Origin of the sequence: Pseudoalteromonas sp. HM-SA03, from assembly GCF_002289345.1 — a bacterium.
Classification (GTDB): Bacteria; Pseudomonadota; Gammaproteobacteria; order Enterobacterales; family Alteromonadaceae; genus Pseudoalteromonas.
In genome coordinates this window covers 40,278-57,392 of the sequence record NZ_NSDG01000113.1, presented here as the reverse complement: position 1 = coordinate 57,392, position 17,115 = coordinate 40,278, and the positions used below count along the sequence as shown (strand labels likewise).

The following is a 17,115-nucleotide window of genomic DNA, read 5'->3' as shown; positions in this document are numbered from 1 at the left end:
CATGACGACAAATGAAACTAATTTGAACCTAGATCAAGAAGCTAAAATTGAAGAGAAACGCGCAAAATTAAAAGCATTTATGGCAGCGAAAAAATTGAAGGAAAAGTTGGCTGTCCCTAAGCTGGTCAAGCTCGATGTGGAAGTCAGCAATTTACCACTGTCCTTCTCTCAACAACGGTTATGGAATATTGATCAGGTGCAAGGGGGAAGTGTTGAATACAATATGCCTATCGTTTTGCATTTAAAGGGTAACTTAAATCACGATGCATTGACGTTGTGTTTTAAGACGATTGTAGATAGACACTCCATTTTGCGGACCACGTATCATGCACAATATGGAAAGCCATACCAAGTTATTCAAACGGAATTCGATTTTTCTTTGCCATGTAAAGATATTTCTGACTTGGCGTATGATTCTCAGAAAGCAGCTATAGACAGGCAAATAGAACAGCTATTGGCGTTGCCATTTGACCTATCTCAGGATCTCATGATCCGAGGAGTGCTGATAAAAGTTGCAGATAATGAGCACGTTTTGACTCTAGCTATGCATCACATAGCATCAGATGGGTGGTCGCAAGGAGTAATGATCAATGAGCTAGCTGAGTTGTACGAAGCTTTTAGTAAAAATAAGGATAATCCACTGCCAAGCGTTGAGTTACAATATAGTGACTATGCGTATTGGCAGAAGGAGTGGCTAAAAGGAGATGCATTAAAGCGATTAAGCGCTTATTGGACTGACCTTTTAGCAGATATACCGGTACTTCACGGTTTACCTACAGACTTTCCTCGTCCTCCCCAGCAAAGCTATCGAGGTAAGCAGCTGGATCGAAAGTTGCCTAAGTCGACATTATCAGTTTTAAATCAACTTGCTCGTAAGCACAATACAACACTGTTTAACGTGCTAAATACGGCATTTAGTTGCCTTATTGCACGTTACAGTGGTGAAACGGATATTGTTATTGGAACACCGGTAGCCAATCGAGATAATGTTGACGTGCAAGCAATGATCGGAAGCTTTATTAACAATATTGTACTTCGTACAGACGTCTCTAAATCTCAATCCTTCGAACAGCTGCTGATACAAACTAAGCAGCAATCGCTAGCTTCGCTTGAACACCAACAAATGCCATTTGATGCTTTGGTTGAAAAGCTGCAACCAGAGCGAAGCCTTAGCTTTCATCCGATATTTCAGGTCATGTTTGTGTTACAGAATAATGATTATGAAGGGTTAGCGCTTTCTGGCTTGGATATTGAAGTCGACATGTTAGATGATAATTATGCTCGATTTGACATTACGCTAGAGGCCAGAGAGTCTGCAGAAGAACTCACCTTTAATTGGGTGTATGCAACCGACTTATTTACTGAAAAAAGCATTAATCAACTCGCTGATAGCTTTAATGTGATGTTAGATAGCATAGCCCGTCAGCCAGAGCAGAACATCCAGAGTTTACCTTTATTAACGCAATTGGATGAAGAAGCTATTCTTAATGGATTTAATCATCAACCTCAGCCTTTCGATAGTACGCTATGTATTCATCAATTATTTGAACAGCAAGTGGCACATAATGGTGATGTTATAGCTATTACCCATGAGCAGCAGTCGTTGACATATAGTGAGTTAAACAAGAAAGCGAACCAGTTAGCGCATTGCTTATTGGAGCAAGGTGTTAAACCAGACACATTAGTTGGCTTATCTCTTAACCGCTCAATAGATATGCTTGTGAGTATTTTGGGGATATTAAAAGCGGGTGGCGCGTATGTTGCCATGGATGCTAAAAATCCAGATGAACGTTTGCAGTATATGCTTGATAACAGTGGCGTAGAAATTGTCGTTACACAGCAAGAATTTAGTACTCGGTTTTCGTCACAACAAGTAATTGCGATTGATGATAGTCAGACCTTAGCAAGGTTAAACACTTTTGCAGTAACAGAGCCAGTACATGAGGTTCCTCTAACTGCATCCAATCTTGCTTATGTAATTTATACGTCAGGTTCTACGGGGATGCCAAAAGGAGTTATGCTGCAGCATGTTGGTGCTGTGAACTTAATTCAAAATAGAGAACCTATGTTTTCGGTCGCTGAAGGAAGTCAGGTTCTCCAGTTCGCTTCACTAGGGTTTGATGCGGCAACATGGGAATGGATGATGGCGTTATCGAATGGTGCGAGTTTACACATCTGTTCTGACGATATGCGTATAGATACAGATGCATTGTCGGATTTTATATTAGAAAAACAAATCACCCATGCGCTTTTGCCACCATCTCTACTTGCTCATCTAGATATTGAAAGAGATTATTGTTTTGAAGTGTTGATTGTTGGTGGAGAAGCTTGTGAACAATCATTAGCTTGGAAATGGGCGGAAAAATTCCCTCTGTATAATGCTTATGGGCCTTCAGAAAGTACGGTGTGTGCTTCAATTGACAAAGTACGACCAAACCAAATTGTCACTATAGGACATCCGCTAAATAATCTTTCTCTATACGTATTAGATGATGAGAGACAGGTCTTACCTATTGGAGTTGTTGGCGAGTTATATGTTTCAGGTGTCGGGCTCGCTAGGGGTTATTTAAACCGTGAAGACTTAACTTGCGAAAACTTTTTTCAGTTAGAGTTGGGTCACCACCGTACTGAACGAGTGTACAAAACAGGAGATTTAGTCCGCTGGTTACCTGATGGCCGCTTAGTATTTATGGGTCGAGCTGACGATCAGGTTAAGATCCGTGGATTTAGAATTGAGCTTGGAGAGATCGAAGCTGTTCTGACAAAACACAGCGGAATTAAGGATGCTGTCGTCTTGGCTCAAACCACCGATGGAGAAACTCGATTACTTGCATGGGTGGTAGTAGATAGTGAAAAGCTTGATGGTGATATCACAGCTAATGAGCTTGCCACACATGTGAAGCAATATCTGCCCCATTATATGGTTCCGAGCGCATTTTCGCTGTTGGATGCATTACCTTTAACAGCGAATGGTAAGGTGAACAAGAAAGCATTACCAACACCGGAAACCGTCGAAATAAATGAGTTCAAAGCTGCCGAAACCGAAACTGAGCGTGCGCTAGCTGAGATTTGGTGTGAGTTACTTAAAGTAGAGTCGGTTGGCAAACAGAGTAACTTCTTTGCGTTGGGTGGGCATTCTTTGATGGCGACTAAGTTGCTCGCCTCTATTAAGTCAACATGGTCAATTGAACCGAACATTAAGCTTGTTTTTGATGCCCAAACACTGCAAGAGCAAGCTTATGAAATTGATGAAGCACTCGACATATCGCTTACTACCGAAATATCACCGATTATACGTTTACCGGACAATGCTCGCGCGCCACTATCATATTCTCAACAAAGGCTATGGTTTATAGACCAAATGCAGTCTGGTGGCAGTGAATACAATATGTCAGCGGCAATAAGATTGCAGGGGGAGTTGGATGTTGATGCGCTGGAAACGGCACTGGTTCGAATTATTGACCGTCATGAAATATTAAAAACAGTCTATTTAGAATCGGATAATTTAGAACAGGAAGAAAGTGACTTACGACAGTTCCAATACTTATTGCCTAATAACATTCCGTTTTCCATTCAACGGACTAACTTAACAGAACTAAATTCTGAACAACAAGCTCAGGCTATTTTGCAGAAAGGCAAAGAGCAAGCATCGCGAGCTTTTGATTTAAAAAAGGATTTTATGATTCGAGGTGAGTTATTGGTGCTTTCTGAGCAAGAGCATATTTTGCTGTTGACTTTACATCATATAGCTTCGGATGGTTGGTCTATTGGGTTGCTTATTGATGAGTTGTCAAAGCTTTATGCTGCCTTTACATCAGGTTTACCAGATCCACTTCCCCAATTACCAATTCAATACCGTGATTATGCACATTGGCAGCGAAATTGTCTGCAAGGGGATGTGTTAAAAACACACTTAGAATACTGGACTGAGCAGTTGGCTGGGCTTCCTCAAGTTCACAGCTTACCACTTGACTATCAACGGCCTACGGAGCAAAGATTTCATGGAGCTCAGCTTAAACAGGTTATAGACGCAGAGACACTAAAGTCGCTACAAACCTTATCAGAGCAAAGAAATGCGACTTTATTTATGAGTCTGCATGCTCTGTTTTCTTACCTTTTAGGTTTGTATAGTGGGGAAAAAGATATTGTATTGGGAGCGCCAGTAGCGAACCGCGATCAACTAGATACATGCAACTTAATCGGCTTTTTTGTTAATACAGTTGTATTAAGACTTGATTTATCTGACAACCCAAGTTTTGACACATTACTGAATCGCAGTCGAACAACATTGTTGTCTGCATGGGAGCATCAACATGTGCCATTTGAAGCTCTTGTAGATGAATTGCAGCCAGAACGTAGTCTAAGTCACAACCCATTATTTCAGATAATGTTGTCTCTCAACAACACTGAGTTGAAAGAATTAAGCTTGAATGACGTGGTATTGTCACAAGTAGAAATAGAGAATAATACAGCGCAATTTGATCTGACGCTTGATGCTAGTGAGACGGAAAGCGGTTTGGAGTTGTTCTGGGAGTATAATACTGAGCTATTTAAACCAGAAACGATTACTGCAATGATGCAGCTGTTTCGTCAGCTTGTAGATGTTGTGATTGCAACTCCAGAAATCCCGTTGATGTCGTTAGAGTTGCTGACTGAAAGCGAAGAGCAGGACCTTAAAAATTGGAGTAATATTGAAGCGGGAAATGAAGTAGAGCAAACGTTAATTGAGATGTTTGATGAGCACGTAGAACGCGATGCGCAAAAAACGGCGGTTGTTGCTGGCGATACTCGTCTGACGTATGGAGAGTTAAATACACAGGCTAATAAGTTAGCAAATCAGCTAGTGCAAAGAGGAGTTAGTAACGGCGCGTTGGTCGGTTTATGTTTACCTCGAAACAGCAATCTAATCATCGCTATCTTAGCGGTTATTAAAGCAGGGGGGGCATATTTACCATTAGATCCTGCCTACCCAACTGCACGACTCGAACACATGATAAGTGACTCAGAAGTACGTCTGGTTATCTCTGAGTCTGCTAACTTAGCCAGTATTCCTACAAAAGGTGTTGAGCTTTTACTACTTGATGACAAGCTATTTACTGAACAGTTAGCACAGGAGTCATCGATTTTAAGAGCGCCTAAGGCATCGGAGTTGGCACTGAACTATGTCATCTATACTTCAGGCTCTACAGGGACTCCTAAGGGCGTTTGTGTGAGCCGGAGAGCGGCGTCAAGACACATTAGTAGTATTAACAAACATTATCAGGTAGAACCCGAAGATAGATGTTTATTGTCAGCATCAGTGAATTTCGATGCAGCGTTTGAACAAATCTTTGTTCCGCTTACAAATGGTGCAGAACTACACATTCTTGAGTTACAAAAAATGCCGGCTCAGGCATTTGAACTTTATTTGCACGAACATGAGGTGACAATTGCGGATTTACCTCTGGCATATTTAAGTCAGTACCTGAACTATTTGCACTCTAAAGTACCGAGAGTTAAAGAGGGAGGTGATACTAAAGCTTATACTTTGAAGCTGTTAATTGTTGGCGGTGAAGTAATACCAAAGGCTTTAGTCGAAGATTGCTATCACCGTAATCTTTGTCTGCGTTTTATTAACGCTTATGGTCCGACTGAAACTTTGGTTACCAGTACAGTCTGTACAATAACTGAAAACGATTTAGAGGCTTTAACTACCCTTCCTATTGGTCAAGCATGTGGTGACCGTCGACTTTATGTTGTTAACCCTGAGCTTAAGCGCCTTCCAATTGGTGTCGTGGGTGAATTGTTAATTGGAGGAAACTGTTTAGCTGATGGTTATTTGGGACATGAATCATTAACTGACGCACGTTTTTTTGAGGATCCTTTCAGCCTCGACTCAGATCAAAAAGTATATAGAACGGGAGATCTTGTTCGATTCAGACGTGATGGACAGCTAGAGTTTGTAGGCCGTGTCGATGATCAAGTTAAGCTGCGCGGATTCCGTATTGAGCTTGGAGAGATTGAAACCGCGCTAATTAGGCATCCGCAAGTAAGTCAAGCAGTAGTTGTTATAAGAAAGAGTAACACTGGAGCTGAACAGCTTGTTGCCTATCTTGTTACTGAGTGTGGATCAGAACTTAGCTCAACTATGTCTTCTTGGCTGGGCAATTCATTACCTGAACATATGGTTCCATCAATTTATGTTCCGCTCGATGAACTACCGCTAACTGCAAGTGATAAAGTCGACAGAAGGGCACTACCTGAAGTTGATCTAGAACAGCTAGTGGAATTCATTGAACCGGAAACTGAAACCGAAAAGCAGTTATCTCAGATTTGGCAATCGCTCCTATCTGTGACGAAAGTTGGCCGTGAGAGTAATTTCTTTGCGCTAGGTGGGCATTCGCTATTAGCTGCAAGGTTAACGGCTCAGATCCGTGACGTATGGCAGGTTGAAGTTGCGATAAAAGCGATATTTGAAGCGCAAACCTTAAAGCAACTTGCATTGCAAATTGACACTGTGTTGGCTGCTGGTGGGGCCGATAGTGAAACCGTGATGCCACTGATGCTGAGGTCTAGGGAGAATAACTTACCACTATCTTTTGCACAACAGCGCCTTTGGTTTATTGATCAACTAGAAAATGACAGCTGTGAGTACAATATGCCCTCGGCATTTGAACTCGTAGGTGAGTTAGACGTCGGTGCTTTAACACGAGCAATGAATACAATTCTGGAACGACATGAAGTGCTTCGTACTATTTATGTTGAGCAAGGGCAAGATGTTGTTCAGGTTGTGTTAGTAGATGCCAACCTTGAAATCGAAGTATGTGACTTAAGTAATTTAACAGACAGTACACAACAAAAGCAGATTAAAAAATATATCAATCTAGAAGCGGAAACTCCGTTTAAGCTAAATCAGAGCTTGATGTTGCGCGTGAAGCTTCTTAAACTCACCCCTGATAACGCAGCACAACAGAAACATGTGTTATTGATAACACAGCATCATATTGCTTCCGATGGCTGGTCTGTAGAGCTGATGATTGCGGAATTAAGAAGTTTATATAATGCTTTTGTTAATGGGGATAGTAATCCACTACCACCTTTGCAATACCAATATGCAGACTATGCATATTCACAGCGTCAGTGGCTGATAGATGATGAACTAACCAATCAGTTAGACTTCTGGGTTGACTATTTGCAAGATTTACCGCCAGTGCATAGTTTGCCATTAGATAAGGTTCGGCCATCTGAACAAAGTTATCAAGGGGCACAATTCAACAGCGTTTTAGGTCGAGATTTGTCACTGTCAATCAAACGCTTAGCGCGCGAAAGTAATGCAAGTTTGTTTATACTCTTGAATGCTGCTTTTTCAGTATTGTTGAATCGCTATAGCCGTGAGTCCGATATTGTGATTGGTTCGCCAGTTGCTAATCGTGAACAATCTGCGCTAGAACCTATTATTGGTTTCTTTGTTAATACCTTGGTTATACGTACTCATGTTGATAGCAAGCAAAGTTTTATGTCGCTATTGGCACAAAGTCGAGACAATGTGATGAAAGCATTGGCGCATCAGCAGACACCGTTTGAAGCGATTGTTGAGCGATTACAGCCTAATCGAAGTCTCAGTTATAATCCTTTGTTCCAAGTTATGCTATCGGTTGAAAACAATACCCATCACGAGGTAGAGCTACAGGGGGTGCAGATAAGCACACTAGAGCAGGATAGCTGCCTTTCTCAGTTTGATCTTTCTTTAAACGTTGCTGAGTTAGACGATGAAATTCAGCTTAATTGGGAATATGCAACATCATTGTTCGAGCACGAGAGTATTTTGCGTATGGCAAGGCACTTTACACAACTGCTTGGGGAGCTGGTAGCCAAACCTGAAGTGCCACTTCGTGAGATCTCTATTCTAAGTAGTGAAGAGCAGGCACAAATACTGAATAAGTTCAATGGTAGGTCAGTTGACTATCATGGTGAGGAATGTATACATCACCGCTTCGAACAGCAAGTTGCTCGTACCCCCAATGCAGCGGCAGTCGTTGGAGATAATTATAGCCTTACTTACTTAGAACTAAACATGAAGGCCAATCAGCTTGCGCATTACTTACGTGATCACGGAGTGTGTTCTGGTCAGCTCGTTGGTATATATGCACAACGTTCGCCTTCATTTTTAGTCGCAATCATGGCTATACTCAAGGCTGGAGGTGCTTACGTGCCCTTAGATACGGTAAACCCGCGAGACCGTATTCGCTATATGTTGGATGATTCAAGTATTAATATCCTATTGACTGAGGGCTGGTTACTTAAAGGACTAGAAGAAAGTATTGATGGAAAGTTAACGCAGCAGACGTTATTGCTAGATGGGGAATTACAACAATTAGATGGTTATGATTGTAATAATCCAAGTTGGTGTAATACACCCGATGATTTGGCATATATGATTTATACGTCTGGCTCCACGGGGCTGCCTAAAGGTGCCTTAGTCCATCATGCAGGGGCAATGAATCATATTCTAGCTGAGTTTGATGTGCTTGGGTTTATGGATGAGCATAAGAACTTATTACCTCGAAACTTTTTACAGAGCGCGGCTTCTTCCTCTGATGTTTCTGTTTGGCAGTTTTTAGCACCACTTATGTGTGGTGGTAAGACGGTTATTTTAGATGACATGACCAATACCGAGAAAATGTTTAACTTGTTGCGGGATCAGCAAGTTCATCTCATGCAGGCGGCTCCAGTTGTATTACAACTGTTTGTCGATTACCTGAAAAAGCTGATGCCTTCACAATCTTTATTACCAGATTTACAGTGGATGATGATTATTGCAGAAGCTGCACCTGTACCTTTGATTAACCAGTGGTTTAATCTTTGTCCTGCAACCCCGATAATGAACGGTTATGGTCCAAGCGAAGCTTCAGATGATATTACTGAATACATTATTAGAGAGCGTTTACCTGATTCGTTACCTAATATTCCAATTGGGAAACCATTGCCAAATTTAACAATGTATGTTTTGGATCAAAACCTTCAATTACAGCCTGTAGGAGTGCCTGGTGAATTATGTGTATCTGGAGTTGGAGTCGGCCCCGGATATTGGAACAATGAAGAGCGTACAGCGCAAAGTTTTGTGCGAAATCCATATTTTGAATTAGAAGATAGTGAAGTACATGGGAGTAGATTGTATCGCACTGGAGATCTAGGTCGTTGGTTACCAGATGGCAATTTAGAATTTATGGGGCGAATCGATAACCAAGTTAAAGTTCGTGGATTTAGGGTTGAACTTGGTGAAATTGAAGCCAACTTAGCTAAACTAGAGCATGTAGGTGAATGTGCTGTCATTATTCGTAAAGATAAACTAGGACAGAACACCATTGCTGCTTATTTAGTGGTAAAGGGAGAAGCAAGCGTTACTACTGCTCAGTTGCGTAATGCTCTCGCGGAAAAAGTACCTGATTACATGGTACCATCAAGTTTTACTATTCTTGATAAGATGCCGTTAAATGCAGCTGATAAGATAAACCGAAATGCATTGCCTGAACCTAATGTTAACGCTCAGAGGGAGTATCTTGAGCCTACCAGCCAAACAGAAATTACGTTGGCTAAAATGTGGTCTGAATTACTGCAAATTGAACAAATAAGTGCAGATGCCAACTTCTTTGAACTTGGAGGACACTCATTACTTGCTGCACGTTTAGTATCTCAGATCCGAGAGACTTATTGTGTTGATATTCCTGTTAGGGCTGTATTTGAGGTACAAACGTTAGCGGCACTTTCTCAAAAGGTAGATCAAGCCCATAAAGTAACGGTGCCCTCAATCATGGCCATGCCAAAAGAAGAAAAGGCACCGTTATCTTTTGCACAACAAAGAATGTGGTTTATTCAACAGGCTGATCCGAATGGCTGTGAATATAACATGCCTGCAGCATATCAGCTCAATGGCTCTCTAGATATCGAATCATTGCAGCAAGCGTTTTCTCAAATTATTAGTCGTCATCATGTATTACACACATGTTTTGTGTTGCAAGATGGTGAGCCTACAGTGGTGCGTAATCTTAACTTTGAGTTTTCATTACCATTAATTGATCTCACTGATTGTTCTGAAAACGAACAATCAAAGGTGGTTAAAAAGTGGGTGGATAAAGAATCCGAGACGACATTTGATCTCAGCTGTGATTTGATGTTGCGAGGTATGGTCTTGCGTTTAAGTGAGAAGCGCCACATTTTGCTAGTAACTATGCATCATATCGCCTCAGATGGGTGGTCAGAAGATATTCTGTTATCTGAACTGGCAGATTTATATACTGCAATTCTAGAGCGCAAAGATAGCCCATTAGATAAGCTCGGGGTTCAATATGTAGATTATGCATATTGGCAGCGAAGCTGGTTGCAAAACAATTTACAGCGTGATTTAGATTATTGGTTGAATCGTTTAGAAGACCTTCCTCAGGTACATAGCTTACCTTTAGATAATGCACGCCCAGAGCAGTCAAGTTATTGTGCAGCTCAGTACAAAAGTGTATTGAATGTAGATCTTTGCACTGATTTAAAAGCTTTAGCACAACGCAATAATGCCAGCCTGTTCATGGCCCTCAATGCGGTGTTCTCTGTATTATTAAGCCGTTATAGTGGAGAATCGGATATCGTAATTGGCGCGCCAATTGCTAACCGAGAACAGGTTGAAATTGCGCCGCTAATTGGTTGCTTTATCAATACATTAGTATTACGGACAGATCTATCTAATGATCCAAGTATGAATGAGCTTTTAGAGCAAAGCCGTGAGTTAGTTTTGGAGGCATTTGAACATCAACAATTACCATTTGAAATGCTGGTGGATAAGCTACAACCTGCGAGAAGTATTAATTACAACCCGTTGTTCCAGATTATGTTGTCATTAGATAACAGCTCGACAGATACGGTTGAGTTTTCTGGTTTGGATATTCAGACGCTTGAGCAAACATACAAAACCGCCCAGTTTGATCTTAGCTTAGATATCAGTGAAAGTGATGGAGGGCTGATATTGGTTTGGGACTATGCTGTAGATCTATTTAATGCAACTACTATTGAAAATATGGCTGAACACTTCAACCAGTTATTGAGTTCGTTGATTAAGAACCCAGATAAGCCAGTAAGCAAAATCTCCATGCTGACATTAGATGAACAGTGTCATATTTTGAATAAGTTTAATGGTAAAACGGTTCAATATTTTGGGGAGCCTTGTATACATCAACGGTTCGAGCGTCAAGTCAATATTTCAGCCGATAGTATTGCTGTTGTTGGAGATAATACGAGCCTCAGTTATTTGGAATTAAATAAAAGAGCAAATCAACTTGCACATTACTTACGTGAATCAGGTGTCGGGAAAAATACGTTAGTTGGTATATACGCTAAGCGTTCGCCGGAATTTCTCATCAGTATTTTGGCGATAATGAAGGCTGGAGGAGCATATGTTCCATTAGATCCTGTCAATCCGATAGAAAGGATTGAGTATATGATTATGGATTCGAAAGTGGCATTATTGATTAGCTCTAGAGAATTACTCAACAATATTAATTTAGACGAGTCAATACAAACACTAGAGTTGGATAATGGTCTTGAAGAATTGGCTGGTTGGAGCGATGAAAACCCAGTTTGGTGTAATGATAGTGATGATTTAGCGTATATGATTTATACCTCAGGATCTACAGGACACCCCAAAGGGGCTCTGGTACATCATGCTGGAGCATTGAACCACATAGATGCTGAGTTTGATGTACTTGGCTTTATGGATGACAGCCGCCAGTTATTACCGAAAAACTTTTTACAAAGTGCGGCTTCTTCATCGGATATTTCTGTTTGGCAATTTCTTGCTCCCCTAATGTGTGGAGGTAAAACAGTTATTCTTGATGATATGAGTAACATGCCGAAGTTACTTGATCTTTTACAATCCAACAATGTGCATTTAGTACAGACGGCACCCGTTGTGCTTCAGCTATTTGTAGATTATTTGGAGATGCTGCCTGTGCAGGAAAGAAAATTGGGTGAGCTAGAGTGGGTGATGTCAATTGGTGAAGCCGCACCAGTGCCACTTATTAACCACTGGTTAAAGCTGTATCCTGAAATTCCTGTAATGAATGGTTATGGTCCCAGCGAAGCTTCGGACGATATTACGGAATACGTAATTCGTGAGCCTCTGCCACTTTCAACTCCAAGTATTCCAATAGGTAGACCTTTGCCAAACTTGACGATGTATGTATTGGATAAAGGACTACAGATCCAGCCAATAGGAGTACCCGGAGAGTTATGTGTGTCAGGTATAGGAGTGGGCAAAGGATATTGGGGCAACCCAGAGAGAACATCGCAAAGCTTTGTCCCAAATCCTTACCATGAATATCAAGGGGTTGAGGTGCACGGTAATACCTTATACAAAACCGGGGACTTAGGGCGCTGGTTACCGGATGGCACTCTTGAGTATATTGGCAGAATGGATAGTCAGGTAAAGGTCAGAGGGTTTAGGGTTGAGATCGGTGAAATTGAAGCTGCATTAGCTAAAGTAAAGGGGGTCGGTGAATGTGCCGTAACCATCAGACAAGATAAACATGGTAGCAACTATTTGGCTGCGTATATAGTTGATAAAAGTGAACACCTTGATGAGATGCAGTTACGTCAAGAGTTAAGGTTGTCATTACCAGAGTATATGATACCTGCTAGTTTTACTTTCATGGTTGAAATGCCATTAAATGGTGCCGACAAAATTGATCGTAAAGCCTTACCTGAGCCTACATTTTCAACTCGAGAAGACTTTGTGCAACCTAGCACTCCTACTGAACGAAAGCTGGCTAACATTTGGTGTGATTTGCTGGGTCTCGAAAAGGTAAGTGCATCTGCAAACTTCTTTAACTGTGGTGGTCACTCAGTTTTAACTGTGAAGCTATTGACAAAAATCACGCAACACTTTGACCGCAACTTAAGTGTTAGAGATATTTTTGAAGTAAACACTTTGGCATGTTTAGCGCGTTTAATTGATAGTAAGAATGAAGAAAATGTGGAGGAAAAATCGTTATTGACTCGATTACATCAAGGAAAAGTTGATACTCCGACCGTTTACTTTATACCTGCTGCTGGGGGGTTAGCGGTAGCATATATGGATATAGCATCGGCAGCGAGTCAAAGGTTTAGCGTGAATGCTTTTGATCATCGTGGGATTTTAACAGATGTAGAACCCCACCAATCTATACCAGAAATGGTAGCTGACTTTGTATCAGAGATAAGGAAAGTACAAGCTTCTGGACCTTATTATATTGCAGGCCATTCTTCAGGCGGGCAGGTCGCTTATGAAGTCGCTTTAGAACTACAAAGAATCGGTGAAAAAGCGCTTCCTATACTGATAGATAGTTATATTCGTCCTATCAGTGAAGTATCTCCGCTTCTTCAGAGCTCCGCAGAACTTACTCGGGAGGAAGAGGAAGAAGCCACAGCAGAGATTGTTGAAATGTTCTTAAATAGGGGCAATAAAGCCAATCTCTCTAGTGATAAAGCAGGGAAGGAGATTCTTGAGCAATTTTTAGGGGATAAAGCACTTAGCAGTCGTTTCATTGCAGTTAGTAAAAGACATGAAATGTTATCGGATAATTACCTGCCTACTGGAAGCTCTGAAGATGATGTGGTGTTAATCTATGCAAGTGACGAAAATCATGGAGTCGAGAGCGAAGATGTTACATTGTTGACTACTGCGCGAATTTACCCGAAATTAGCTTCGGGTAATCATAATTCTATGCTTCTAGAGCAAGGTGCTATTGATATTGCAAATCATATAGCTCAAGTCTTCTTAGAGGTTGGAGAATAAGACTCTATAAGTGAAATAGAACGCCCAATCTAGGATTGTCTAAATTGGGCGTTTTTTGTCGTTTGTGTAGTAATTCTATTACAAGTTATTTGCTCTTATTTTTCTAGGAAGCTTAAACTCTTTTACAAGTTTATACTTTTGTTATAGAGCGTTCTGAGTATAATGGCCAGTGAAATAAATTGAGAATGGAATAGAACGATGCCTGAAAAGTTAGATGGGGTGCATACTAATAAGCCAAACGGTACTGGCTTTGCGAGAATAATTAAGGCAACACGCTGTTCAATTCAAGGAATGAAGTCTGCTTATAAAGAAGAGTCTGCATTTAGACAAGAATTCTGGTTGTTTGTATTCAGTTTACCTTTATCCATTATAATCGCACAAAATATTACTCAATGGGCACTATTAATTGGTTGTATTCTTTTAGTTTTAACAATTGAACTTATAAACTCTGCAATCGAAGCTCTGACAGATAGAGTAAGCTTAGAGCATCACATTTTATCAGGGCGTGCAAAGGATATGGCATCCGCCGCAGTGACACTAACATTATTAATTTCTCTATTGATATGGGCTGCAGCTGCAATTGGATGGTATCAGCGTATCACTTAAACACACCCGCTGTATTGTTACGAATCGTACAATGAATTAAAAGTTCTATGAAAATAACTCTTATATTTTAATAGAGCTATTTTTTTGTACCTGTTTGTATTGTTAGTTTCGGGTGGTATTGCTAGTAATGCATTTTTAGTTTGATGTTGTTTTTATTGGTATTTAAGGATAAGTTATGTATTTTTTTTTAAAGCACTTACCGAAGAAAGGTAAGTTAATATCAGCGCTTAGTTTGTTAACTCTTTCATCTGGTACTCTGGCGTATGAAATATTGCCATTTAAGGATAAAGTGTCAGAAGACTATAAGAACTTTTACAAATTTAATCGTTTTACTCGAATAGCTAGTGTTGGGGCTGTTGCGGGAATTGCAGCGAATACTTCAATAGACAGGGAAATTTATGATTGGTATCAAGAAGATATTCGTTCGGAGCGAACCGATGATATTTCTAAAATAGCCAAATATGCAGGAGAGGGTAAGTACTTACTACCTTTATCATTCATAGCGAGCCAAGCGATCAATTTTGATACGGACTCTAAGTTAGGCGCTTGGGGGAATGATGTTGCTAGGGCATATACATTAGGGCTGCCATTTGTATGGTCCACTCAATATCTTACAGGTGCCTCTAGGCCAATAGAATTAGATGGTTCAGACTGGCGACCTTTTGAAGACAATAATGGTGTAAGTGGACACGCTTTTGTAGGTGCAATACCTTTTCTTGCTATGGCAAGAAATACAGATAACGAGTATATGAGGTACTTCGCTTATTTTGCTTCTGGCCTTGCAGCATGGTCAAGAGTTAATGATGGAGCTCACTATACATCACAATCCATTCTAGGCTGGTATTTTGCTTATGAAGTCATGGATGCAGTTCAAGAAACCAACTCTAGTCACAGCAACAGGCTGAGTTATTCCGTTTATCCAATCATAGGTGGTGATACAGTAGGACTTGGTGTTCAATTCGCTTGGTGACATGCAGCCGATAAAAAGAGTTTATTGCTCTTTTTATCGGTTAATTTATACTTACCAACCATTACTTTTGCTATAGGAACTTGTTGTGTATTTACCTAAGGCTATTGATGCTTTGTCCTCAAAGACACTTATTCTTATTACCTCGTTGTACTTTACTCTCGTTTTGAATTCGCATATGTTGCTCGAATACAGTCATAAGATATTAGCTTTAGAGGAGCCTGATTACTTTGTACTTATTACACTTCCGATAGTTATCTTCTTTCTTATGGTAGTTGTATTTAGTTTATTTATTACGCGATATACTTCTCCTGTTATTTCTGTATTGATTTTATTTTCATCGATTGTATTTTATGCAACAAAAGAGTATGGGATTATATTCGATAGCACGATGTTTCAAAACTTTTATGAGACTGATGTTTCCGAGGCTTCAACATATTTCAATCTTAACTCTTTTATATCTGTAAGTGTTTTAGGGGTAATTCCTGCGGTTTTATTCTTATTGGTTAGTGTTAATTATAAGCCTTTCTTTGTTGAGCTAAAAGAACGTGTTATTATAATTTTGGTTTCTCTTGTTGTCATATTTGGAATAGTTTTTTCTCTTTATCAAAACTACGCATCTTTTGTTAGGAATAATGAGCAGTTTAAACGTTCAGTTATTCCAACTTACTATATTAGTAGCCTTGTTAAATTCGTAAATTCAGAATTCTTTTTTGAACCTTTAGTGTATTTAAGTCTTGGTGATGATGCCGTCAAAAAGGAACCGAACTCAAAAAATAAACCTAATCTCGTTGTTTTTGTTTTAGGTGAAACGGCAAGAGCTGCTAATTTCGAATATAATGGTTATACAAGAGATACTAATCGTTATACATCTCAATACGATATTATTCCGTTTCAAAACGTATCATCATGTGGAACAACTACAGCTGTCTCAGTCCCTTGTATGTTTTCACACATGGAACGCGCAAATTATTCAGGAAATCGGGCAAAAAGCTCGGACAATGTTATCGATATTCTGAAGAAAGCAGGTATTGATGTAACTTGGATTGAAAATAACTCTGGGTGCAAAGGAGTGTGTGATAGGGTCAAAACGATCAAAATACCCACGAGCTCAAAAAATAAGTACTGTGATGGTTTTTATTGTTTAGATATTGCACTGCTAGAAAAGTTGGAAGCGGAGTTGAGCTCACCTTTGCAAAATGACAAACTTGTAGTGATGCATATGATTGGCAGTCATGGACCAACATATTATAAACGTTATCCTGAGGAGTTTAGAAAGTTCACGCCGGATTGTCCAAAAAGTGATATTCAAAACTGCACAAACGATGAGTTAGTCAATACGTATGATAATACTATATTGTATACAGACTACATATTGAGTGAAACTATTAAAACGTTAATTTCACTTGAAGGGCAGTATAACTTATCTATGATTTATGTTTCGGATCATGGGGAATCCTTGGGGGAAAATGGTGTTTACTTACATGGCATACCATATTCTATTGCGCCTAGCGAGCAGGTAAAGGTGCCGATGTTATTCTGGATGAATAAACAATTTTCTGAACAAAATTCGTTGAAGCCTGACTGTTTAGTCGCTGCTACAAGAGAGTTTACTTATTCGCATGACAATATATTCCACAGTTTACTCGGCTTGATGAATGTCCAATCTATTGAATACACTGAAAAATTAGATTTATTTAAGCGATGCAGAAGCTAAGTTAGTTGAATTTTGTGTTGCCTTGAGCCG

General features: G+C 40.1%; 4 protein-coding genes. All 4 read left to right on the top strand.

Translation table 11 applies throughout. The features are described from left to right. Window position 1: 1 nt before the first annotated feature. The 4 genes from CKO50_RS21840 (at window position 2) to CKO50_RS21825 (ending at window position 17,085) form a co-directional block, all read left to right on the top strand. Entirely contained in the window at window positions 2-13,795 is a 13,794-nt protein-coding gene (locus CKO50_RS21840) for a non-ribosomal peptide synthetase (protein WP_095729886.1), read from the top strand. A gap of 198 nt (window positions 13,796-13,993) precedes the next feature. Beyond that, a complete protein-coding gene (locus CKO50_RS21835; protein WP_095729885.1) occupies window positions 13,994-14,401 on the top strand; it encodes a diacylglycerol kinase in 408 nt (135 codons plus the stop codon). 175 nt (window positions 14,402-14,576) lie between these two features. Next, on the top strand, window positions 14,577-15,371 hold the full coding sequence (locus tag CKO50_RS21830; protein ID WP_095729884.1) for a phosphatase PAP2 family protein: 795 nt from the start codon (window positions 14,577-14,579) through the stop codon (window positions 15,369-15,371). A gap of 85 nt (window positions 15,372-15,456) precedes the next feature. After that, window positions 15,457-17,085, top strand: a complete 1,629-nt coding sequence (locus tag CKO50_RS21825) for a phosphoethanolamine transferase (protein ID WP_095729883.1) — start codon at window positions 15,457-15,459, stop codon at window positions 17,083-17,085. The last annotated feature ends 30 nt before the right edge of the window (window positions 17,086-17,115 follow it).

Bases quoted from the DNA above. Each gene is read 5' to 3' on its own strand.
- CKO50_RS21840 (WP_095729886.1), top strand. From the start codon at position 2: ATGACGACAAATGAAACTAATTTGAACCTAGATCAAGAAGCTAAAATT.
- CKO50_RS21835 (WP_095729885.1), top strand. From the start codon at position 13,994: ATGCCTGAAAAGTTAGATGGGGTGCATACTAATAAGCCAAACGGTACT.
- CKO50_RS21830 (WP_095729884.1), top strand. From the start codon at position 14,577: ATGTATTTTTTTTTAAAGCACTTACCGAAGAAAGGTAAGTTAATATCA.